The sequence below is a fragment of the Shinella sp. AETb1-6 genome, assembly GCF_009826875.1.
GTDB lineage: Bacteria > Pseudomonadota > Alphaproteobacteria > Rhizobiales > Rhizobiaceae > Shinella > Shinella sumterensis.
This window is the reverse complement of the sequence record NZ_WUMM01000004.1, coordinates 346,245-368,359: the sequence shown is the minus strand read 5'-3', so window position 1 is coordinate 368,359 and position 22,115 is coordinate 346,245. Positions and strand designations below refer to the sequence as shown.

The following is a 22,115-nucleotide window of genomic DNA, read 5'->3' as shown; positions in this document are numbered from 1 at the left end:
CAGCTTCTCAGAAGAACCGGCGCTTTGCCGGTGCGCGAATTGCCGCTGCGTCATCCCGCCCGGCCGACAGCGCGGCAACCATCGTCACGACGAACATTCCCGAAATCAGCAGCGCAAGCGCGGGCAGCACGATGAACATGGGGACCTCCAGGGTGAAGCGCCGGCCCGTGCCGGCGTGACCCCGTTTTCCCATGGCGGCCGGTTCGCCGCTGTTTCCTTTGGAACAGGTCCAGCCTAGCGCCGGAAAAAGCCATCGTCCTTCGGCTTGTCTTCCGCGAAATCGATCAGGCCCGCGAGATCGTCGGTCTCGACGGACACGACCCACAGATCGCTGTCGAAGCGCCGCTCCCGGCCGATCGCCTCGGCAACCGTTTCCCCCGCCACACGCTCCAGCCGCGTCTCGAACAGGCGCGTGTCGCTTTCCTCGCTGTCGAAGACGCTTTGCGGGGCCGGGGCATGCAGGCTCTCGGTGCCGTCGCGGAACATCTGCCGCACGAAGACCGCCCCCGCCGCCTCCGCGCCCTTCACCTCCACGGCCGCAAAATCGCCGCGCGCGAAGACCCGGCGCATCAGGGCGGAAACGAAGATGTCGGTACGAACGCGCATCACGGCGGCATACACGGCGTGGTGTATCGGAGCAAGCCGCCCCGGCGCAACCTTCACCGCCCTTAGCCGCCGCCCTCCTACACCCGGATCGCCAGCCGCAGGCCGCCCCAGTGGCGGCCGTCGACGGTGATGGGGGCGGAAATGTCCTTCATCAGCACATATTGCCCGCCGCCCATGTCGCGGCGATAGGTCTGGACCAGGAAGGGCTCGGTGTTGCGGCCGGCGGACAGGCCGACGCGGTCGTTGAAGATGCGCCGGTTGCGGCAGTTGGCGGTGTTCCAGGCCGGATCGTCCGGCCGCTGCGGCGCGGAGAAGGCGCGGTTGTGGGTCGGCAGGTAGCCGTTCTCGTCCACCGCCGCGCAGAAGGCGACGCGCGTATCACCGGCCACCACCGGCTCCTGGATCGCCGGCAGCACCCGGTCGGTGAAGTCCGTGAAGGCGGTCATCATCTGCACCGGGTCGGTGCCGGGGATCGGCCGGTAGTGGCGGTCGAACAGCGCCGCAAGGCCGATCTCGCCCTGCCGCACCGCCGCGGTGAAGCGGCCGGATACGTCTTCGGCCAGCTGCTGCACGAGGCGGATATAGGGGCTGTCGGGCGTATCGATGCCCGCCCGCGCCGTCGCCTGGATGATGCGTTCGGAAATCGTCACCACCTCGCCCACCTTGGCGGACGCGCCCTGCAGGACCTCGTTGGTGCGGATGATATCCGTGGAGGCCGCGCCGATGGCGCGCGCGAACTCGCTGCATTCCCGGTCCACCGCGCCGGCGGTCGCGGCCAGCGAGGAGGCGCTGTCGAGGATCTTCGACATGACCTGCTCGACATCCGAGAACGATCCCTGCACCTCGGCGGCCGTGGTCTTCACATCCTCGGCGGAAATACGCGCCTCCTCGCCCGCCGCCTCCAGCTTGTCGATGCGCGCGCGCAAGGCCTGCAAGGTCTTCTGGATCGATGCGGTGGTCTCGGAGGTCTGGAGCGACAGCGTGCGCACCTCGGCCGCCACCACGGCGAAACCCTTGCCGGCATCGCCGGCGCGCGCCGCCTCGATCGCGGCATTGAGCGCAAGCAGGTTCGTCTGGCGCGCGATGGTGCCGATGGCGTCCGCCAGCCGTCCCACATCGGCCAGCGCACCGGCGAAGGCCGAGATTTCCGTGCCGATCTCGTGGGAGGCCGTGACCATGTGGTCGATGGCGGCAATCGAGCCGTCGAGCTGCACCGCCTGCTCGCCCAGCACCTTGCGCGCGCTGCCGGCGAGCGCGTCCGTCTCGCCGAGCGCGCGGGCGATATCGCCGTTGGTGCCGGCAATCGCGGTCGCCGACTGGTTGAGGCGGGTGAAGAGGACGGCATGCTCGCGCGTTTGCGCGGCGGTGTCCTGGATCGAGCCGGCGATATCGACGAGATGCATGCCGAGGTCCGACGCCTCCCCCGCCAGCGAGCCGATGACCCGGCGCAGCGCGGCGGCGTCTGCCGGCGTTTCCTCTTCGAAGACCTGCGTCTCCTCGCGCAAGGCGGCGTTGGACATGGCTCGTCGATCCTCCCGATGATCGCGCAATCATCCGGGGACAGGGTTAACGCTTCCTTTAAGACAACCTGACGTAGCGGCACGTTGTAGGCTTAAGACTTTCGTCTAAGCCTCCCTTACAGCGCGCCGATATCCTTGAGCTTGGCAAGAACCTGCTCGTTGGGCTCGCCCGTGACCGGCAGCCGGTAATGCTTCTCGAAATGGCGGATGGCGGTGCGCGTCTTCTCGCCGATCAGCCCGTCCACGGCGATGTCGGCATAGGCGATGTTGCTCAGACCCTTCTGGATCTGCATCACGAGCTCGCTCGGAACGGGCTTGGCCACCGCCGAGGTCACGCCCGGATCGGCCTCGGCGCGCAGGATGGCGGCGGCGACCGGATCGGCCTCTTCCTTGGCGACAGGCACCTCGGCGGCGCTCTTCTCCACCAGTGCGGCGACCTCGTCGAAGGGGCGCTCGGCGGGTGTGACGTCGGTCACTTCGGGCTGGTCGCCCTCCTCCCCCTCGCGCTCGATGACGAAGGTCGTGACGTCCTTCGGCTCCGGCTGCGTGGCGGTGAAGCCCAGCGAATTGTCGGCGGACCGGGTTTTCAGGAACGGCGACGGATGGCCGCCCGGCTGATACCACAGCGCATTGGCCGCCACGAAGGAGAAGACGACGACGAAGGCGGCGGTGCCGCCCACGGTGCCGGGATAGCGCGCGATAAGGCCGCCCAGCGCCGAAAGCGCGGTGATCGCGACATTCGGCCGGCGCTGCGGCTGGTTGCGTCCGCCGGACCGGCCCTTGCGGGCCTGGCCCTTCGGCCCCCGCTCAGGCTGTCTTCTGACGTGCGCGTTCATCTTGCGTGTCCTTGCCATCGTTCGACGGCTCGTAAACGGTCTCTTTGTCGCTCGCAAGGCGGGGCGGGAAATCGACGGTGGACGATGCCGCCCGGCCGCTCGCGTCGTTCACGACGCCCGAACCGTCCGCCGCGATGCGGACGGTGATGACGGTGCCCTCGCCCGGCTGGCTCTGGATCGTCAGGCTGCCGCCATGCAGGGCGACGAGCCCCTTGACCAGCGACAGGCCGAGCCCGGTGCCTTCGTATTTGCGCGTATATTCGTTCTGGACCTGCATGAAGGGCTGGCCGATCAGCGCCAGCTTGTCGGCGGGAATGCCGATGCCGGTGTCGCTGACGATGAGCAGCAGGTCCTTGCCCTCGCGCGCCGCATCGATGGTGACGATGCCGCCGCGGTCGGTGAACTTGATGGCGTTGCCGACGAGATTGATGAGAATCTGCTGGATCGCCCGCTGGTCGGCCACGGCCTCGCCGACGGCGCGCGGCACGCGGCTCGTCAGCTGGATCCCCTTGTCGCGCGCCTGGAGGCCGAGCATCTGCTCGCAGGCCTTCACGCTGTCGGCGACGACGAACGGCTCCGTCAGAAGCTCGTAGCGGCCCGCCTCGATCTTGGAGACATCCAGCATGGTGTTGACCACCGACAGCAGGTGCGAACCTGACTGATGGATGAGCGCGACATATTCCCGCTGGCGATCGTTTTCCAGCTTGCCGAAATACTCGCCCGACAGCACGTCGGAGAAGCCGAGAATGGCGTTGAGCGGCGTGCGCAGCTCGTGGCTGACGGCCGCAAGGAAGCGGGTCTTGGCGTCGTTGGCCGATTCGGCGTCGGCGGCGCGGCGCACGTTCTCGCCCTTCAGCCGGGCCTCGGCGGAAATGTCGTGCGACTGGGCGACGACGGCCATCAGCGCGCCGTCAGGGCCGGCAAGCGCCGTCATTTCCACGCGCATATGCATGAACTGCTCGGCATCGGCGCCGAGGCTCGGCCGGTCGATGCGGATATCGACGGTCTCGCGCGTGGCGCCCTGGCGCAGGCGGTCGATCGCGGCGAGGAAGCCGATCCGGTCGGACACATGGATCTGGTCGAGATAGCCGCGGCCGATGGGGTCGCGCATCCAGGAAAGCACGTCGGCCTTGTCGCGGCCGTGCACGGCGGTCACGAAACCGCGCGCATCGTGCAAAGTCACCAGGCCGGCGAAGAGATCGTAGGGCGAGACGGCTTCCGGCGCCGTGACGGCCAGTTCTTCGGAGAAGCTGCGCACGGGTGCGGGCGCGGGCTTGCGCACGGCGTTTGCGGCCGTCGCCAAAAGCGCGCCGGCGCCGGCAAGCGCCACGCCGGCCGGGAGCGCCGCGGAGGCGGGCATGACGGCGGACAGCACCAGCGGCAGGCCGGGCACGGCGGCCAGAAGGGCAAGCGTGGTCGCGCGCAACGCGGCAGAGGGGCGCGTATCAGCAGTATCGGCACCAGCAACGCCGGCAACGGCGCCCAGACGGGCGGCCATTCTGTCAGCGATGTTGTTCATGTGGCGCAACGCAAAACCCTGCCGTTCATGTATTTTTTATGTGAGCCCAAAATCGCACCGGCGACTTAAGGAAACAATAAACGCAGGGGCCCGGAAGGGGGCGAAAAAGGCCGAAAAATCCCATTTCGGGGCAATCCAACGGCCATTCGTCCGGCGTGGTTAACGGGGCGTAAGCGCCTCATTTTGCGGCATTTTTCTGTTCATATTAACTTCTGGGGCAAAGCGGTCCCATGGCGTCCTCGGGCATTCCGGGGGCTCGCGGCTGTGGACGACGCCATCATCCTTAACGGGGAATGCTAAAATCTGCCTCAAATGCCCGGGAAGGTCGGATTCGTTCGAATTTTAATCAAAACTGGGCAAAACCCGAATGATTCTTGCAAAGGGGAATTTCCTTCCGGGCCCTATTCTCGCATCAACGGTTCGCCAAGGACCAATCAAGCCGAAGGCCGCAAAGAGCCGAGGCCCTAACGAGGATGGCAAGCGATGTGGTTTCTGATCAAGGGAACGTTCTGGTTCTCACTGGTTCTGGTCCTGCTCCCGTTCCTGAGCCCTGAATCGGCGTCGAAGCTGGAAAACGGCCCGACCGTGCAGATCGGCGATACCTTCACCGCCGCCACGGAAGCCGTTCACTACCTGACGGCGCTGTGCCTGGAAAAACCCGACGTCTGCGAGAAGGGCAGCGAAACCTTCGTCGCACTCGGCCACCGGGCCCGCGAGGGTGCGCGCATCGCCTACCAGTTCCTCGACACCCAGTTCGCCGAAGACGAGGCCACCCAGACCGCCCATTCGAAGAAGGAAGCGCTGAACCAGCCGCTTCCGGCCGTCGCCACCATCAATGCCGAGGACGAGGTCATCACCGGCACCGTCGCCATCCCGACCCGTCGTCCCGATCGCAAGAGCTGAGCCTCTTTCACCTTTTACTGCCTGCCTGACTCGTTGCATTGCAACCGCCGCACGGACCCGTTCCCTGCGGCGTTTCCTTTTTTCATGCGTCCCGAGCAGGCGGTTTTCGGTTCAAATCGCCCGTGCCCTCGCCTATATGAAGGCGAACAGCGGAATGGACGGACCATGGCAGAGCTTACGCAGATCATCGACGACTTCGCCTTTCTCGACGAGTGGGAGGACCGCTACCGCTATGTCATCGAGCTCGGCAAGGCGCTGCCGGATCTGGCGGAAGACAAGCGCACGGCGGCCAACAAGGTGCAGGGCTGCGCCAGCCAGGTCTGGCTCGTCAGCCACAGCGCCGGCGGCGCAGACCCGGTCATGACCTTCGAGGGCGATTCGGATGCGCATATCGTGCGCGGCCTCGTCGCCATCGTGCTCGCCATCTATTCCGGCAAGCGGGCCTCCGAGATCGCCGCACTCGACGCCATCGACACATTCAACGAGATCGGCCTCGTCGAACACCTCTCCTCCCAGCGCGCCAACGGCCTGCGCTCCATGGTCAAGCGCATCCGCGAGGAAGCCGCGATGAAGGCCGCGGCGTAAGCGCTCGCCGCCGCAAGGCCCCTCATCCCACACTCACCGCCCCAGTTCCGGCCGATAGCCCTCCGCTCCCCATCGATGCGCACGCGGCCCTCCGGCAGGCGGCGGCGGGGCGTAGTGGCGGGCGAGCGCCATGAGCGCGGCGCGCAGCATCAGCTTGGCGGAGCGGGCCGGCCATTGCCGTTCGCGCTCCACCGTTTCCAGCCCCTTCATGAAGCAGCAGACATCCAGCGCCACGCCCGACAGTTCCGGGCCGATGGCCTCCACGGCACGGGCGACGCGCAGGCGTGCCGCCAGCGCCGTGTCGCTGATCTCACGGGCCGCACCCGCCTCACCCTTCTGGCGGCTGGCGATGCGCGGCTCCCAGGACATGGTCATGCGCGGCTGCAGGCCGCCGCGGGTGAAATCCGCATGCAGGCGCTCGCCGGCGGCAATCGCGCTTTCCGGCAGATAGGCCTCGCCGGATTTCTCCTTCAGCCGTGCGATGCCTGACAACGGCGATTCCAGCCGGTTCATCACCGCCATCGCGCGCGCACCGTCCCGCACCACCGTCACGCCCGCGAGGTCGCGGTGCTGGCCGGCGAAAGGCGTTTCGGCGGTGGCGAGCCGCCGCTTCAGATAGGCCCGCGCCTCGGGCGTCGCCTCAAGCCGGCTCGCCTCCTGCCGGAGCAGGCCGTCGCGCAGCGCCCGGGCGAGAACCGCAGGTGTCGCGGGCATCGTACGCCCGTCCCTGTCCGTCAGGCTGCCGTCATCGCCGAGCGTCGCCACCCTTGCGGCGAGCACGAACCGCAGGAGCCTTGCGAGCGCCGCATCGTCCTTCCCGATTGCCGCCTCACGCATGGCTGCCGATCCCCGAAGGACCGAAGACGGCCAGCACGGCGCGTTCGATCGACGCGACGAAGGCGTCGAAAGAGGCGTCGTCGCGGCGATCCTCCACCCTGTGGCAGGCGTGGCCGACCGTGGTACGGTCGCGCCCGAAGGCCGCGCCGATCTCCGCAAGCGGCAGGCTCAGCACCACATGGCATATATACATGGCGACCTGGCGCACATGGCTGGTGGAACGGCGCCCGTCGCGGCGCCACAGCGGGCGGTCGCTCGCCAGCGCCGTCATTTCCAGCACGAGGTGGCGGACGATTCGGCAGGCGATGTCGGGCGGCACGATAGGCCCGTCCGGACCATCCATGGCGCGGCCTGGCGCCGGGCGGCCCAGCCGTCCGGCGCTCTTGGTTTCCGGCGCGGCCTCGGCGCAAACGGGCCGGCAGGGCGGGCGGGCGTGCTGGACAAGAAACTGATGCATGAAGAGCCACTCCGTTGATAGGAATTTATTCATACACCCTAGAGCGCAAACGGGGACGAATGAAGCGCTTTAATGCAACCATCCATTGAAAACCTTAACATTTTTTTGAAATTCATCCCCGCATGTAGGCTTTTATTCCTTATTAACCCTTCCCTTTGCGGCATGAAAAAGGCCGGCGTCCCCAAAGACGCCGGCCCTTCAATCCCTGCGACGACGATGCGGCGCTTACTTGCCCTTGCGGCGCTGGCCAAGGCCCATTTCCTTGGCGAGGCGCGAACGGGCTTCCGCATAGGCGGGTGCGACCATCGGATAATCGGCCGGCAGGTCCCACTTCTCGCGGTATTCCTCGGGCGTCATGCCGTGGTGGGTCATCAGGTGGCGCTTGAGCGACTTGAACTTCTGGCCGTCTTCCAGGCAGATGATGTAGTCGTTCTGCACGGACTTCTTCACCGGGACCGGCGGCTTCGGCTTTTCGGCGACAACCGGCGCCTCGACGGCAGCGGCAGGCTGCGTCGTGTTGTTCAGCGCGGAATGCACATCGGCGATGAGGCCCGACAGTTCGGAAACCGGCACGACGTGGTTGCCGACATAGGCGGCCACGATGTCGGCGGTCAGTTCAACGAGCAGAGTGGAGCCGGAAGCAAGGGTATTATCAGTCATGTCTTTCTCCTGTCGCACGCGCGCAAGCCGATAGTCTCTTTCCATCCGCCTACACTTCAATTTGTGAACAAAGCCTTGTTCCCGGTGAGTGGGCCGCGAAACGGCGCCGATTTGCGGGCGCGTCAGCCAAAACACCGAAATTTTACGCCAATATAATTCCCTCCAGCGCACAATCCGCTCTGCACGGCGATCTCGACGAAACCTATAGCGGGCGAGCTAGATTACGAAGACGCACAACCTAAGCAGGAAAAATGGGCATGAATTAAATCAGCGCATCAGCTTTACTTCATCTGAAATATCATTCCACAATTCAATGTCCAGCATTATCTTGCAATCGCAAAGCGATAGATTTTCGCAAGTCTCCGCGTGCACAAGAATGTGAGAACTATTCCAAGTTTTAGAATATACTATTGGAAGCAATGTCAGCGTTTCTTGGCGTCCCGCCGTTCCGCGTCGCGCATCTCGTCTACCGCCGATACCCTGGCGAGGCGATATCCGGCCTTGTGCGCGGCCCGGGCGAGCAGATGGGCCGCCACCGGCGCCGTCAGCACGAAGAACACGAAGCCGGCGAAGGCCCGCATGAAGATCGCGATATCGAGCGCGTGGATGCCCGCCGCAAACAGCATGAGGCCGGAGCCCACCGTGCCGGCCTTCGAGGCCGCGTGCATGCGGGTATAGACATCGGGCAGGCGCACGATGCCGAGCGCCGCCAGGAAGACGAAGATGCCGCCGGAAACGAGCATGACGGCGACGATGAGGGCGAGCACGATATCGAGCATCAGCGCACCCTCCCCTTGCGCCGGCCCTTGCCGCGCGCCGGCTTTGCCGGCGAGGCTGCCGACTCCTCCCCTTCGTCCGCCATGCCATGGCTCAGCACGAAGCGTGCGAAGGCGACGGTGGCGAGAAAGCCGACCAGCCCGAGTGCGATGGCGATGTCGATATAGAGGTTGAAGCCCGTGCGGATGGCGATCACGGCGATGAAGCCGATGGCGATGGCCACCAGCATGTCGAGCGCGACGATGCGGTCCGGCAGGGTCGGGCCGCGGATGACGCGCCATGCGGTCAGGAAGAAGGCCACGCACATCAGCGCGAGCGCGAGCGTCGAGGCGGCGGAAAGGATCGTTGCAGCGCCCATCAGCGGAAGGCCTCCATGATCTTCCTCTCGAAGCCGTTGGCGATATCGCGCCGCGCGCCGGCCGGGTCGGAGCAGTCGAGCGCGTGCACATAGAGCACCTTGCGGTCCTCGGAGACATCGACGGAGAGCGTGCCCGGCGTCAGCGTAATGAGGTTGGCGAGCAGCGTGATCTCGAAATCCCGGTCGACCGTCAGCGGGAAGGCGAAGATGCCCGGCCTCAGCGCCATTTTCGGGCTCGCCACCAGCACCGCGACCTTCCAGGCCGACAGCGCCAGCTCCTTGATGAACAGCACGGCGAGCGACAGCACCTTCAGCGGCCGGAAGCGCCGGCCGTCGGGCCGGATATGGCCCCGGATGAGCCAGAGCGACAGCGCCCCGGCGGCAAGACCCAGCAGCAGATTGGGGATGGTGAAGCTGCCGGAAACGGCAAGCCAGACAAGCGCGAAGAGCGCGACGGTGACGGCAGGCCGCATGTCAGGTCCCTCCCGGAAAGACCGAGCCGATATAGGCGCTCGGATCGGACAGCCCCTGCGCGGCCGCCTGGATGGTCGACAGCAGGGCCTCGGGAAACAGGCCGAAGGCCACCGTCAGCGCCGTCAGGGCGGCCAGCGGCAGCAGCAGGCTTGCGGGGATGGCCGTGGCCGGCAGCGGTTCCGGCGCGGGCCGCCAATAGGCGAGCGCGAAGACGCGGCCAAGCGCGATGGTGACGAGGAAGCCGGTGAGGAAGACGGCCGCCACCAGCCACCAGGCGCCGATATCCAGCGCCGCCTTGGCGACCATGACCTTGGGCCAGAAGCCGGAAAAGGGCGGCAGGCCCGATGCGGCGAAGAACAGCACGAGCGACAGCGCGGAAAACAGCGCCGAACGGCCATAGAGCCCGCCGAGGCGGTTGAGGTCGAAGCTGCCGGCCAGCCGGCCCACCAGCCCCGCGGCCATGTAGAGCGCCGCCATCACCACCATGGAATGCAGCGCATAGAAGATCGCGCCGCCGACGCCGCCCGGGCTGCCGAGCGACAGGCCGGCCAGCATGACGCCGATGCCGGATATGACGACATAGCCGAGCACCCGGCGGATATCGCTGTTGCCCAGCGCACCGAGCGCGCCGACGATCATCGTGGCGGTGCCGGCAAGCGCGATGACGAAGCTCAGTTCCTCGCGCTCGACGGGAAACAGCATGATGAGCGTGCGCAGCAGCGCATAGATGCCGACCTTGGTGAGCAGGCCGGCAAAGAGCGCGGCCACGACGATGCGCGGCGTATGGTAGGAGGCCGGCAGCCAGAAGTTCACCGGGAAGGCAGCGGCCTTCATGCCGAAGGCCAGCAGGTAGAGCGTGGCGAGCGTCATCAGCGGCAGGCTGTCGCGCCCGGCCGCCGCCTTCACCGCGATGTCGGCCATGTTGAGCGTGCCGAAGATGCCGTAGAGGTAACCCGTCGTGACGAGGAAGAGCGTCGTGGCGATCAGGTTGAGGAAGGCGTATTTGATCGCGCCGTCGATCTGGCGCGGCTCGGAGCCCAGCGTGATCAGGCCGAAGGACGCGATCAGCAGCACCTCGAACCAGACATAGAGGTTGAAGATGTCGCCGGTCAGGAAGGCGCCGGAGACGCCGGCCATCAGCAGCAGCAGGAACGGGTAGAAGCCGTAGCGCCGCGCGCTGCCGTCGATATCGGCAAGCGCATAGACCGCGCCCGCCAGCGCCACCACGGCGCCGGCAAGCGCGAAGAGCACGCCCGCCAGGTCGGCGGTGAAGGCGATGCCGAACGGCGGCAGCCAGCGGCCCATCACCATGGTCACCGGACCGTTGGCGAGGACATGGCGCAGCAGCAACCCGTCGAGCACGACGAGGATGGCAAGCGCCGGCACCGCGAGCCAGGCCTGCAGGTGCAGCGACTTGCGCAGCATCAGGAGAACCGCGCCGGCAAGGATGCACCAGGCGGGCGGCAGCACAACCAGCCAGTCGGCGGTCGGGACCGGCGTCATCAGGAGGGCTGCGGAGAGATCGGCGGGGCTTTCGGCCATTGGCGGGTCGGTTCCTGTCAGTAGCCGGTGGGCGGAAGGGGATCGTTCTCCGGCTCGGAGGCACGCATCTCGTTGCCGTTATCGGTGCCGAGATCCTGATAGGCGCGGTAGACGAGCACGAGGAGGAAGGCGAAGAAGGAGAAGGAAATGACGATCGCCGTCAGGATCAGCGCCTGCGGCAGCGGATTGGCCGTCAGCGCCACCGGCACGTCGTGGCCGTGGGGGATGATCGGCGGCACCTCGCGCAGGATGCGTCCGTTGGTGAAGATCAGCAGATTGACGCCGTTGCCGAGCAGCACGACGCCGAGCAGCACGCGCACGAGGAACTTCGACAGCATGAGATAGACGGCGGCGGCGAAGAACAGGCCGACGAGCAGCGCGAAGGGAAACTCCATCATGCGTCGTCCCCCGCCTCGAGCGCCAGCGCGATGGAAGTGATCGATCCCACCACGACGAGATAGACGCCGGTATCGAACAGCATCACCGACGACAGCGGGATTTCCACGCCGAGGATGACAGGCGTGATCCACAGCCCGGTCATGAAGGGCACTGCGAAGAAGATCGACATCAGCCCGGCGAGACAGGCGATGAACAGCCCGAAGGCCGAAATCGCCATCGGATGGAACCAGAGCGCCCGGCGCACGGCCGCAATGCCGTTGGCGATGCCGAAGATGGCGAGCGCCGAAACGGCGATCAGCCCCCCGATGAAGCCGCCGCCCGGCTCGTTATGGCCGCGCAGCAGCACAAACAGCGAAAACAGCACCATGAGCGCGGTGAGGAAGGGCGCGACGGTGCGGAAGATCAGGGTGTTCATGCCGCGGCCTCCACGAGGGCGGCAGACCGGCACACCCCCCTCTGCCCTGCCGGGCATCTCCCCCACAAGAGGGGAGCAATCGCATGCCGCACGAGCCCATTGCCACCCGTCCCTTCTCCCCTCGGGGAGAAGGTGCCGGCAGGCGGATGAGGGGGACGCCGGAAGATCGGGACTTTCGTTTGTTTCACCCCCTCATCCGACCCTTCGGGCCACCTTCTCCCCGCCGGGGAGAAGGGAAGAGCGGCATCGGCGTGGACACTATGCGGGGGGTAGCAACGGGCACGAACGATCACGAACCGACTCTCCCCTTGCGGATGCGGATCAGCGAAAGGATCGCCAGCCCCGTGACCATGACGACGGCGATTTCGCCCAGCGTATCGGTGCCGCGGAAATCGACGATGATGACGTTCACCACATTGGCGCCGTGGGCGATTGTCTTGGAATAGAGGTTGAAGAAATCGGTGAGCGCGCTGTCGAAGCGCCCCTGCGTGACCCGCAGCAGATAGAGCGCGAAGCCGACACCGCAGGCGGTGGCGATCACGGCGTCGGGGATCTTTTCGCGCAGCGGGCGATGGTCGCGCGGCGTCAGCTTCAGCCGTGTCATGGCGAGCGCCAGGATGACGACGGAGAGCGTCTCGATCATGAACTGCGTGAAGGCGAGGTCCGGGGCGCCGAACAGCAGGAAGAGCATCGCGACGCAGAAGCCCTGGATGCCGAGCGCCACGATGGCCGTCAGGCGGTTGCTGGCCATCAGCACGGCGACGATGCCGAGCGCGGCCAGCGCCATCACCGCCAGTTCGTGGAACGGCATGTCGGCGGGCCAGACCGGCGCGCGCGGCCATTCGCCGTACACCGCCGGCGGCACCAGGAGCGCCAGCGCGACCACGACGAAGGTTGCCGTCATGTAGATTTCCATGAGGCCGGGCTGGGTCAGGCGCGTGACCCGCGTCGCGACGCGCACGAGGCCGCGCATCGCCTGGTCGAAGCCCCTGTCCGGGCCCCAGCCGATATCCTCGATCAGCCGGTCGGCCGCCGCGCGGGCCGCATCCAGCTTCAGGAAGACGAAGACGCCGATGGCGACGGTCAGCAGCGAGAGATAGAGCGCGATGCCCATATGCGGCACGGCCGAAATCGTGATGGTCTGCGGCGTGCCTGCTATCGCCGAGGCGAGCGGCACCGTCAGCAGCACATGGGCGAGGCCCGAGAAGACGCCGATGGCGAGCCCCTTTACCGCCAGCAGCAGCGGTCCGATCCAGAGCAGCGCCGGGCCTTCATGCGCCCGTTTCGGCGTTGCGACGGCAGTGCCGAGGAACGGTTTCAGCGCAACGGCGAAGGCGACGGCAAACATCAGCGCATTGCCGATAACGGCGGCAGCGGTGAAAGCGATGGCGCGTACATTGCCGCCGGCGAGTGCAGCGTAGATCTCTTCCTTGGCGAGGAAGCCGAAGAAGGGCGGCAACCCGCCCATGGAGAGCGCGGCGAGAAGGGCGGCGAGGAAGGTTATGGGCATGGCCCGGCGCAGGCCGCCGAGCTTCGTGACGTCGCGCGTACCGGTCTCGTGATCGATAAGGCCGGCCACCATGAAGAGCGCGCCCTTGAACAGCGAATGGGCGACGAGATAGAGCGCCGCCGCCGCAATCGCATGTTCCGATCCGAAGCCGGTCAGCATCACCAGCAGGCCGAGCGAGGCCACCGTCGTATAGGCGAGCATCAGCTTCAGGTCCGTCTGGCGGATGGCGAGCACGGCTCCCACCAGCAGCGTGAGGCCGCCGATGGCCGGCAGGATCGTCTCCCAGGCGGGTGTTCCGCCCATCACCGGATTGAGCCGCATCAGGAGGTAGACGCCGGCCTTCACCATGGTCGCCGAATGCAGGTAGGCCGAGACGGGTGTGGGCGCCTCCATGGCGTTGGGCAGCCAGAAATGGAACGGAAACTGCGCCGACTTGGTGAAGGCGCCGCCCAGCATGAGAAACAGGATCGCCAGATAGAACGGGCTTGCCCGCAGCTCCGGGCCGAAGGACATGAGCAGCGAGAACTGCGTGACATCGGTCACGTCCCACAAAAGCAGCAGGCCCGCCAGCAGGAACAGGCCGCCCCCGCCCGTCACGATCAGCGCCTGCAGCGCCGCACGGCGCGAGGCTTCGCGCGCATGGTCGAAACCGATCAGCAGGAAGGAGGTGATCGAGGTCAGCTCCCAGAAGACGAACAGCATCAGGAAACTGTCGGAGGCGACAAGGCCGAGCATCGCGCCCATGAACATCAGGATGAAGGAGAAGAACCGCCCCTGCTGCGGGTGCCCCTTCAGGTAACCGCCGGCGTAAAGCACGATCAGCGTGCCGATGCCGGAAATCAGCAAAAGGAAGGTCAGCGACAGGCCGTCGATCAGCCAGGAGAAGCTGACATTGTAGGACGGCACCCACATATAGCCGCCCGTGACGATGCGGCCGTCCGCGATATCGGCGTTGAAGCCCAGGAAATGCAGGAAGACGGCGAAGGGAATGAGCGCCAGCGGCCAGGCGGCATTGTGCCCGAGCAGGCGCGTCAGGAAGGGTGCAACGAACGCGCCGATAAACGGCAGGCAAAAGGCCAGCAAGGTGAAGCCCATGGTGCCTGTCATTCAATCTCCCTCACGTGCGGCTTCGACCGTCTTCGTTCGATCATTCCGGTGCCGTTTCTAGGATGCCTGTGCGGAAATGACCACCCTCGATCGGCACGACCCGGCGTTTGCTCACGAGAATATGACAACGGGCGGCACAGGCGGCGGAACGTCGGGCTTGTTCCGGGGGGCTGATTGTCTTGCCACAATTGGCGTCCTATCTATGGAGCAACTGGAGGTTCCCATGAGCGAGACGACGACATTGAAGGTCAACAAGACCAAGGACGAATGGCGGCAGATCCTGACGCCCGAGCAGTTCCGCATCACCCGCGAGCACGGCACGGAACGCGCCTTCTCGAGCCCCGATTTCGACCTGTCGAAGAAGGGCACCTATCGCTGCATCTGCTGCAACAGGCCGCTTTACCGGTCGGAGGCGAAATACAATTCCGGCACGGGCTGGCCGAGCTTCTACGAGCCGATCGAGCCCGGCGCCGTCACCGATCACGCCGATTATTCCTACGGCATGACGCGCACGGAAATCCGCTGTTCGGATTGCGACGCCCATCTCGGCCATGTGTTCCCGGATGGCCCTCCTCCGACGGGCCTGCGCTACTGCATGAACGGCGTGGCGCTCAGCTTCGATCCGGACTGAGGGCTTACCGCTTCGGCACCTTCAGCTCCATGCAGGTCAGGTCCAGCCAGCGCCCGAACTTGATGCCCACCTCGCTGAAGCGGCCGACGGTGCGGAAGCCGAACTTTTCATGCAGCTTGATCGAGGCGGTGTTTTCCGCCTCGATGCCCGCGATCATGACATGGACGCCGTTGAAGCTCGCGCGGTCGATCAGCGCCTTCATCAGCTTGCCGCCGGTCCCCGCGCCGCGCGTGTCGCTGCGCACATAGACGGAATGCTCGACCGTGTGGCGGTAGCCGTCGAAGGCGCGCCAGTCGCCGTAGGAGGCGTAGCCGATCACCTGTTTTCCGCGCAGCGCCACCAGGACCGGGAAACCCCGTTCCCGACGAGCGGCAAACCAGGCCTTGCGGTTGTCGAGATCGACGACGGCCTCGTTCCAGATCGCCGTCGTGTTGACAACCGCGTCGTTGTAAATGTCCATGATGCCCGGAAGGTCGCCTTCCGTGGCGTCGCGTATCGTGATGTCCATGGTTCCCCCGGCTTCTATGAATGAATTACAGGAAGGGCGGGAAAGCTGTCCAGTGCGTGTTTTGATCCACGAAGAAATGGCCTAGCCTGTCCGTTCCCTCCCTGTTGATGACCGGAGACCTCAAAACGTGCGCCTTCTTCTCGTCCTGATCGGTGTTTTTTGCCTGCCTCTCGCCGCGATTGCCGCGGAGTGGACGCCCTATGCCAATGCCCGTTTCGGCTTTGCGGTGGAGATACCGCCGGGCTTTGCGCTGGTGCGCGAGGCCGACAACGGCGATGGGCAGAGCTATGCCAATGGCGAGGCGAGGCTTGCCGTCTGGGGCCACACGCTGGCCGAGGGCGATTTCAAGGAGGACGTGGCGGAACGGCGCGCGACCTATGCGCGGGAGGGCTGGGATCTGAGTTACGACCGGCAGACGGCCGGCTGGGCCAGCCTTTCGGGCACGCGCGGCACGTCGATCCTCTATCACCGGACGATCGCGCTGTGCGAGGGTGCCGCCGCCTCCTTCGTGCTGGAATACCCTGATACGATGAAGGCGGAGATTTCCCCGCTGGTCGGCCGGCTGGTGAAATCGCTGCGGCCGGCGCAGGGCTGCACGAACGCGCAGGGCGCGGCACCCGCCGCGCAATAGGCGGCGGCGTCAGACGCCGGCGACGACGCTCGTCAGGACGGCCGAATAATGCACGGCGGCGGCGGCCACGACGAAGCCGTGCCAGATGGCATTCTGGAAGCGCAGCTTTTCCCAGACATGGAAGATGACGCCGACCGAATAGAGCACACCGCCGACGACGATCAGCGCCAGCGTGGCGGCGGAAAGGTGCGTGGTGAGCGGCCCGGCGGCGAAGACGCCGCTCCAGCCCATGGCGAGGTAGATGAGGATCGCCAGCTTGTCGTAGCGGCCGGGGAAGAAAAACTTCAGCGCCACGCCCGCCGCCGCCATCACCCAGATGCCGACGAGCATGGCCGCCAGGAACGGATCGTCGATGCCGCGTTGCAGGAACGGCGTGTAGGTCGCGGCGATGAGGATGAAGATCGCGGAATGGTCGAAGCGGCGCAGATGCCACTTCACCGTGGAGACCGGCCAGATATTGTAGGCGAAGGAAATGCCGAGAGAGAGCACCAGCCCCACGCCATAGACCCAGGCGGCGGCAAGCTGGCCGCTGCTGGCCCAGACGGTCGCATAGAAGATCAGCGCCGTCACCCCGATCAGCGCGAAGACGACGCCGATGCCGTGCACGACACCGTCGGCGATCACCTCGTACCGGTCATAGTTCCACTTGACGCCTTTTATTTCCACGATGCCCTGCCTGCCATGATACTCCTTCCTATGGTGGTATCTTTGCAGCGCGGAGGCAAGGGAGAGAGCGCCGAGGCCGGATCAACAATCATTGCCGGCTGAAACGCTGGCCGGCTCGTCACGCCGCGCACGCAGACCGTCAACACTGTGTTGACAGTAAATCGCCGAAACGCCATCTTTCGTGAACGATGCCGGCCGGCCATATTCCTCCCGACAGAACGGTTTCCGAGGGAAACCGAAACAGGGACATCATCATGACGGCTCTCGACAGACGAACCTTTCTCGGCGCAGCCGCCGCGGGCATCGCTGGCGCCGCCGCCCTGCCCCTTCACGCGGAGACCGCATCCATGACAGCCACGACCGACCATGCCGTCAATATGCCGGCCTTCGTCGACCATTCGCATCTCAACGTCATCGACCTGCCGATGGTCTCTTCCTTCTACCAGAAGGCCATGGGCCTTTCGGTGCTGGACACGTCCGCCTCGGGCGAGACGCTCGGCGTGGGCGGACGTCCGCTGCTGACGCTGACCACCGGCAGCAACGCCGCCCGCGCGCCGCGCACGGCACCCGGCCTGTTCCACACGGCCTTTCTCGTGCCGAACCGCAAGGAGCTCGGCCGGTGGCTGGCGCATGCCGCCCACAACAACGTGCCGCTGACCGGCGCATCCGACCATCTCGTCAGCGAGGCGATCTATCTGGATGACCCCGAGGGCAACGGCATCGAGATCTATCGCGACCGTGACCGCTCGGAATGGACCTATGTTCCCGACGGCGGGGTGAAGATGGCGACGAACCGGCTCGACCTCCAGGCGCTCTACGACGAGGCCCCGAAGGACGGCTGGACGGGCCAGGAAAACGGCACGGTCATCGGCCATATCCACCTGCAGGTCTCGGATATCCCAGAAGCCGACGCGTTCTTCCGCGACGTGCTCGGCCTCGACATCATGGCGACCTATCCGGGTGCGAGCTTCTTTTCGACGGGCAAGTACCACCACCATGTGGCGGCCAATGTGTGGAACTCGCGCGGCCGGCCGAAGCGGCAGGACGGCATGACCGGTCTTTCGGACTATACGCTGCGCTTCAACGACAAGGCCAAGCTCGACGCGGCCGTGGCAAAGCTGGACGAACTGGCCATCCCGACCACCCGCTCCGGCGACACCGTCTCGCTCGTCGATCCCTGGGGCATCGGACTGAAGCTTTCGGCTTAGGCCACAGGCGCGAGAGGCAGGCGTTGAGCGCCGCTTCTCGCGCCCATCCCTTCCGTCGTAAAGGTCCGATCAGTCGTAAAGGTAGTGCGCGGCCCACTGATCGTGCGGCACGGGCTCGCCGATCGTGTATTTGAAGGCGTTGATCTCCAGGCGGTCGGCGCTCGTCTCGCACTTGTAGGACAGGCGGTACCATTCGCCCTTGCTGCGGAACACCGCGCCCTTCGTCTTCAGCGTCGTGCCGTCGACCTTGGGATCGCCGAACGCGTAGGCGATGACCTTGTCGGGACGGTAGCCTTCCCTGGCGCCGCTGATCTTGTCCATCGCTTCCATGTCGCACCGCTGCTCGAGCCGTTCTTCCGGGTCGAGCTTCTGCAACTCTCCGCGCACCCGGGCGTCCATCGCCATGGCGGGCGACAGGCCGACGGGCAGCAGCGCAAGCACGCACAGGGCAAGTCGAAGGCCGCGGGTCTGCCGGTTTACCATTCTCAATCCTCTTCGCAGCGTCGTTTTCGACGGCTCGTTGGGGTTTGCCCGGCAATATGTCGATTTGACGACGGCCGGCAACCCACCAGAGGTTACAACGGCATTTGCTTATGGAACTTCCACCGACCGGCGGCGTTTGTGGCGCAGACAGGGGGATCCTTCCATGCACGACATGACCGCAAAGCCAGCCGAACGCCGCCTGCTGGCGAGCAGCCTCGAAAACGAAGACGACGTCGAGGACGTCTCGATAAGACGCGACGGGCTGCTGACCGCCTCGTCCTGGGCGATCATCGGCATCTTTGCCATCATGGCCATGGGCATCGTCTATCTGATGGCGCCCATCCTCATCCCGCTGTCGCTGGCCGTCGTCATCGGGCTGATCTTCGGCGTCGCCGCCGAGAAGCTGAACAAGATGGGCATTCCCCCGCTGCCCGCCGCCCTCCTCCTGGCGAGCGCCTTCGGTGTCGGCCTGTTCCTCATCGCCGGCGCGCTGGCCGAGCCGATCACAGAGCTTGCGGCCAATGCCCCGGATCTGGTGCGCGACGCCTATGATCGCATCACACCGCTCTTTTCCCGTTTCGGCTGGCTCAACGTCAATCCGGCCGCCTTCGAGACCGGGCAGATGTCGATGGAGAAGGTGCTGGAAAACACCGGCAGCGTGCTGAGCATCCTGTCGTCCAGCCTCACCCCCGCCCTGTTGCAGGGCATGATCTTCTTTGCCGCACTCGTGCTGTTCCTCTCCGCACGGCTCAAGCTGCGCCAGATGCTCATCATGACGTTTCCGCGCCGCAGCCAGCGGCTGACGACGATCCGCATCATGAACGCCATCGATTCCGCGCTCGGCTACTATTTCGCGACGGCGGCGCTGGTCTACGGCTCGCTCGGCGTGATCACCGGCCTGATCGCCTGGTTCGGCGGGCTCGGCATGCCGGTGCTGTGGGGCCTGTTTGCGTTCATCTCCAGCTTCGTGCCCTTCCTCGGCGTGACGCTGATGACGATCGCGCTCGCCTCGGCGGGTCTTCTCACCCACGACACGATCGTGATGGGGCTGATGCCGGCCTTCCTGTTCTTCCTCGTGCACCTTGCCATCGAAAACCTCGTCATGCCGGCGGTGATGGGCAAGCGGCTGGAGGTCAACGCCTTCATCGTCTTCACCGCGATCATCTTCTGGACATGGATGTGGGGCGCCGCCGGCGCCATGCTCGCCCTGCCGCTCTCCATCATCGCCAAGACCATCGCCGACGAACTGCGCCCCGCCAAGCGCAAGGCCGCCAAGCGCATCCTGCCGGGGTGACGCAAAAACACCCCGGCGTCAAAAGCTTGCTTGATGCCGGGGGCGCGGCTCTCTATCTCTCTGGTCCCGCCTGTCGATCCACCGGAGTGAAATCGTGTCCGTCTTCAAGAACCTGCCCGCCGCCCCGATCGCTGCCAAGAAGCCGCAGGAGGATACGCGCCACGGCATCACCCGCACCGACGACTATGCCTGGTTCCGCGACGACAACTGGCAGGCGATGTTCAAGGATCCCTCGATCCTCCAGCCGGAAATCCGCGCGCATCTGGAGGCCGAGAACGCCTATATGACGGCGGCGATGGCCGATACGGAGGCCTTGCAGAAGACGCTGTTTGCCGAGATGCGCGGCCGCATCAAGGAGGACGACAGCTCCGTGCCCGTGAAGGACGGTCCCTATGCCTATGGCACGGCCTATGTCACCGGCGGCGAGCAGCCGCGCTACTTCCGCGAGCCGCGCGACGGCGGCGAACGCGTCATCCTGCTCGACGGCGACAAGGAGGCTGAAGGCAAGGACTATTTCCGCCTCGCCGGCATCGATCATTCCACCGATCATTCCATCGGCATCTGGGGCTACGACGACAAGGGATCGGAATATTTCACGCTGAAGGTGCGCGACCTCGCGACCGGCGAGGACCGTGCCGACACGCTTTCCAACACCGGCGGCGGCGGTGTCTGGGCGCCGGATGCGAAGAGCTTCTTCTACACCGCGCTCGACGAGAACCACCGCCCCTCGAAGATCTTCCACCACATCCTCGGCGACAAGCAGGAGAACGACCGGCTGGTCTATGAGGAGAAGGATGCCGGCTTCTTCATGTCCGTCGGCGGCTCGCTGATCGACGACTTCATCTACATCGATATCCACGACCACGAGACGAGCGAATACCGCCTGCTCTCCACCAAGGACCTCACGGCGACGCCCGTTGTCGTCGCCCCGCGCCAGACGGGGCTGGAATATTCGATGACGGAGGGCGGCGACGTCTTCTACATCCTGACCAATGCCGACGGCGCCAAGGACTTCAAGATCATGCAGACGCCGGTGACGGCGCCGGGCCGCGAGAACTGGACCGAGGTCGTGCCGCACCGGCCCGGCACGCTGATCCTCAGCCACATGGCGTTCGCCCGTCATCTCGTGTGGCTGGAGCGTCACGAAGGCCTGCCGCGCATCGTGGTGCGCGACCGCGCGAGCGGCGAGGAACACGCCATCGCCTTCGCCGAGGAAGCCTATTCGCTCGGCCTGTCGGGGGCGGCGGAATACGATACCGACGTCATCCGCTTCTCCTATTCCTCGATGACGACGCCTTCGCAGCTCTTCGACTACGACATGGCGACGCGCGAGCGCACGCTGCTCAAGACGCAGGAAGTGCCGTCCGGCCATAACCCGGACGATTACGTCACCCGCCGCGTCTTCGCGCCTGCCTGGGACGGCGAGAGCGTGCCCGTCACCCTGCTCTACCGCAAGGATACGCCGCTGGACGGCTCCGCGCCCTGCCTGCTCTACGGCTACGGCGCCTACGGCATCACCATCCCGGCGTCCTTCAACACCAATTGCCTGTCGCTGGTCGACCGCGGCTTCGTCTATGCCATCGCCCATATCCGCGGCGGCAAGGACAAGGGCTTCGCCTGGTACGAAGACGGCAAGATGGACAAGAAGACCAACACCTTCAAGGACTTCATCGCGGCGGCGGACTATCTGAATCAGGAGAAGTTCACGTCCTACGTCAACATCGTCGCCGAGGGCGGATCGGCCGGCGGCATGCTGATGGGTGCGATCGCCAACATGGCACCGGAGAAGTTCGGCGGCATCATCGCCGCCGTGCCCTTCGTCGACGTGCTCAACACCATGCTGGACGACACGCTGCCGCTCACGCCGCCGGAATGGCCCGAATGGGGCAATCCGATCGAGAGCAAGGATTTCTACCAGCTGATGGCGAGCTACTCGCCCTATGACAATGTCGAGGCCAAGCCCTATCCCGCGATCCTCGCGCTGTCCGGCCTGACCGACCCGCGCGTCACCTATTGGGAACCGACCAAGTGGGTGGCGAAGCTGCGCGAGAAGACCACCGGCAAGGAACCGATCCTGCTCAAGACCAATATGGGTGCGGGCCATGGCGGCGCGTCGGGCCGCTTCCAGCGGCTGGAGGAGATCGCCTTCGAATATGCCTTCGCCATCAAGGTGGCGGGGAAGATGTAGG

Annotated in this window: 25 protein-coding genes; 7 read left to right on the top strand and 18 right to left on the bottom strand. The window is 65.5% G+C overall.

Annotated features, from left to right (window positions below; genetic code table 11):
- Nucleotides 1-7: 7 nt before the first annotated feature.
- The 5 genes from GR158_RS25510 to GR158_RS09525 form a co-directional block, all read right to left on the bottom strand.
- Complete coding sequence (locus tag GR158_RS25510) at nt 8-139, bottom strand: hypothetical protein (protein ID WP_256365807.1); 132 nt, start codon at nt 137-139, stop codon at nt 8-10.
- A 95-nt stretch (nt 140-234) separates the two neighbouring features.
- Nucleotides 235-606 (bottom strand): DUF1491 family protein, encoded by a 372-nt coding sequence (locus GR158_RS09540; RefSeq protein ID WP_160870886.1) that lies wholly within the window; start codon nt 604-606, stop codon nt 235-237.
- A 77-nt stretch (nt 607-683) separates the two neighbouring features.
- Complete coding sequence (locus GR158_RS09535; RefSeq protein WP_160870885.1) at nt 684-2,126, bottom strand: methyl-accepting chemotaxis protein; 1,443 nt, start codon at nt 2,124-2,126, stop codon at nt 684-686.
- Between the two features lie 116 nt (nt 2,127-2,242).
- Nucleotides 2,243-2,962 carry a peptidoglycan-binding domain-containing protein gene (locus GR158_RS09530; RefSeq protein ID WP_160870884.1) on the bottom strand — a complete coding sequence of 240 codons (720 nt, stop codon included), beginning with the start codon at nt 2,960-2,962 and terminating at the stop codon, nt 2,243-2,245.
- Nucleotides 2,934-4,481, bottom strand: a complete 1,548-nt coding sequence (locus tag GR158_RS09525) for a HAMP domain-containing sensor histidine kinase (RefSeq protein ID WP_134647606.1) — start codon at nt 4,479-4,481, stop codon at nt 2,934-2,936. Before GR158_RS09525 ends, GR158_RS09530 begins: the two co-directional genes overlap by 29 nt.
- A 483-nt stretch (nt 4,482-4,964) precedes the next feature.
- On the opposite strand from GR158_RS09525, the gene GR158_RS09520 reads away from it, so the two are divergent.
- Nucleotides 4,965-5,384 carry a DUF5330 domain-containing protein gene (locus GR158_RS09520; protein ID WP_160870883.1) on the top strand — a complete coding sequence of 140 codons (420 nt, stop codon included), beginning with the start codon at nt 4,965-4,967 and terminating at the stop codon, nt 5,382-5,384.
- Between the two features lie 165 nt (nt 5,385-5,549).
- Complete coding sequence (locus GR158_RS09515; RefSeq protein WP_134647610.1) at nt 5,550-5,969, top strand: SufE family protein; 420 nt, start codon at nt 5,550-5,552, stop codon at nt 5,967-5,969.
- Nucleotides 5,970-6,002: 33 nt separating this feature from the next.
- On the opposite strand, the gene GR158_RS09510 is transcribed toward GR158_RS09515, so the two are convergent.
- The 10 genes from GR158_RS09510 to GR158_RS09465 all read right to left on the bottom strand — a co-directional run bounded on the left by GR158_RS09510 (nt 6,003) and on the right by GR158_RS09465 (nt 14,505).
- Nucleotides 6,003-6,806 (bottom strand): DUF6456 domain-containing protein, encoded by an 804-nt coding sequence (locus GR158_RS09510; protein WP_160870882.1) that lies wholly within the window; start codon nt 6,804-6,806, stop codon nt 6,003-6,005.
- The gene (locus GR158_RS25310; RefSeq protein WP_230640034.1) at nt 6,799-7,263 is read right to left on the bottom strand and encodes a helix-turn-helix domain-containing protein; all 465 of its coding nucleotides are present in this window, start codon (nt 7,261-7,263) and stop codon (nt 6,799-6,801) included. Before GR158_RS25310 ends, GR158_RS09510 begins: the two co-directional genes overlap by 8 nt.
- Before the next feature lie 225 nt (nt 7,264-7,488).
- Nucleotides 7,489-7,923, bottom strand: a complete 435-nt coding sequence (locus tag GR158_RS09500; protein ID WP_134647614.1) for a MucR family transcriptional regulator — start codon at nt 7,921-7,923, stop codon at nt 7,489-7,491.
- 422 nt (nt 7,924-8,345) lie between these two features.
- Nucleotides 8,346-8,702 carry a monovalent cation/H(+) antiporter subunit G gene (gene mnhG, locus GR158_RS09495; protein WP_134647616.1) on the bottom strand — a complete coding sequence of 119 codons (357 nt, stop codon included), beginning with the start codon at nt 8,700-8,702 and terminating at the stop codon, nt 8,346-8,348.
- On the bottom strand, nt 8,702-9,058 hold the full coding sequence (locus GR158_RS09490) for a cation:proton antiporter (protein ID WP_160870881.1): 357 nt from the start codon (nt 9,056-9,058) through the stop codon (nt 8,702-8,704). The genes mnhG and GR158_RS09490 overlap by 1 nt, the downstream gene beginning before the upstream one ends.
- Complete coding sequence (locus tag GR158_RS09485) at nt 9,058-9,531, bottom strand: Na+/H+ antiporter subunit E (protein WP_160870880.1); 474 nt, start codon at nt 9,529-9,531, stop codon at nt 9,058-9,060. Before GR158_RS09485 ends, GR158_RS09490 begins: the two co-directional genes overlap by 1 nt.
- A 1-nt stretch (nt 9,532) precedes the next feature.
- Nucleotides 9,533-11,074 (bottom strand): Na+/H+ antiporter subunit D, encoded by a 1,542-nt coding sequence (locus GR158_RS09480; protein ID WP_160870879.1) that lies wholly within the window; start codon nt 11,072-11,074, stop codon nt 9,533-9,535.
- Nucleotides 11,075-11,091: 17 nt separating this feature from the next.
- Nucleotides 11,092-11,472 (bottom strand): Na+/H+ antiporter subunit C, encoded by a 381-nt coding sequence (locus GR158_RS09475; RefSeq protein WP_202402218.1) that lies wholly within the window; start codon nt 11,470-11,472, stop codon nt 11,092-11,094.
- Entirely contained in the window at nt 11,469-11,888 is a 420-nt protein-coding gene (locus tag GR158_RS09470) for a Na(+)/H(+) antiporter subunit B (RefSeq protein WP_134647624.1), read from the bottom strand. The genes GR158_RS09475 and GR158_RS09470 overlap by 4 nt, the downstream gene beginning before the upstream one ends.
- Before the next feature lie 289 nt (nt 11,889-12,177).
- Nucleotides 12,178-14,505 (bottom strand): putative monovalent cation/H+ antiporter subunit A, encoded by a 2,328-nt coding sequence (locus GR158_RS09465; protein WP_160870878.1) that lies wholly within the window; start codon nt 14,503-14,505, stop codon nt 12,178-12,180.
- Between the two features lie 223 nt (nt 14,506-14,728).
- On the opposite strand from GR158_RS09465, the gene msrB reads away from it, so the two are divergent.
- The gene (gene msrB, locus GR158_RS09460) at nt 14,729-15,136 is read left to right on the top strand and encodes a peptide-methionine (R)-S-oxide reductase MsrB (RefSeq protein WP_160870877.1); all 408 of its coding nucleotides are present in this window, start codon (nt 14,729-14,731) and stop codon (nt 15,134-15,136) included.
- 4 nt (nt 15,137-15,140) lie between these two features.
- Here msrB and GR158_RS09455 read toward each other — a convergent pair whose 3' ends face one another.
- Nucleotides 15,141-15,644 carry a GNAT family N-acetyltransferase gene (locus GR158_RS09455; protein WP_134647627.1) on the bottom strand — a complete coding sequence of 168 codons (504 nt, stop codon included), beginning with the start codon at nt 15,642-15,644 and terminating at the stop codon, nt 15,141-15,143.
- Nucleotides 15,645-15,771: 127 nt separating this feature from the next.
- Between GR158_RS09455 and GR158_RS09450 the strand changes: the two genes are divergently transcribed.
- Complete coding sequence (locus GR158_RS09450) at nt 15,772-16,275, top strand: hypothetical protein (protein ID WP_160870876.1); 504 nt, start codon at nt 15,772-15,774, stop codon at nt 16,273-16,275.
- A gap of 9 nt (nt 16,276-16,284) precedes the next feature.
- On the opposite strand, the gene GR158_RS09445 is transcribed toward GR158_RS09450, so the two are convergent.
- Entirely contained in the window at nt 16,285-16,944 is a 660-nt protein-coding gene (locus tag GR158_RS09445; RefSeq protein WP_160870967.1) for a hemolysin III family protein, read from the bottom strand.
- 344 nt (nt 16,945-17,288) lie between these two features.
- Here GR158_RS09445 and GR158_RS09440 point away from each other — a divergent pair, with 344 nt between their 5' ends.
- A complete protein-coding gene (locus GR158_RS09440; protein ID WP_160870966.1) occupies nt 17,289-18,149 on the top strand; it encodes a VOC family protein in 861 nt (286 codons plus the stop codon).
- Between the two features lie 69 nt (nt 18,150-18,218).
- On the opposite strand, the gene GR158_RS09435 is transcribed toward GR158_RS09440, so the two are convergent.
- Nucleotides 18,219-18,632, bottom strand: coding sequence for a DUF930 domain-containing protein (locus GR158_RS09435; protein WP_134647635.1), 414 nt, complete (start codon nt 18,630-18,632; stop codon nt 18,219-18,221).
- Between the two features lie 163 nt (nt 18,633-18,795).
- Here GR158_RS09435 and GR158_RS09430 point away from each other — a divergent pair, with 163 nt between their 5' ends.
- Nucleotides 18,796-19,926: an AI-2E family transporter gene (locus tag GR158_RS09430; RefSeq protein ID WP_160870875.1), complete on the top strand. Its 1,131-nt coding sequence runs from the start codon at nt 18,796-18,798 to the stop codon at nt 19,924-19,926.
- A gap of 94 nt (nt 19,927-20,020) precedes the next feature.
- A complete protein-coding gene (locus GR158_RS09425) occupies nt 20,021-22,114 on the top strand; it encodes a S9 family peptidase (protein ID WP_160870874.1) in 2,094 nt (697 codons plus the stop codon).
- The last annotated feature ends 1 nt before the right edge of the window (nt 22,115 follow it).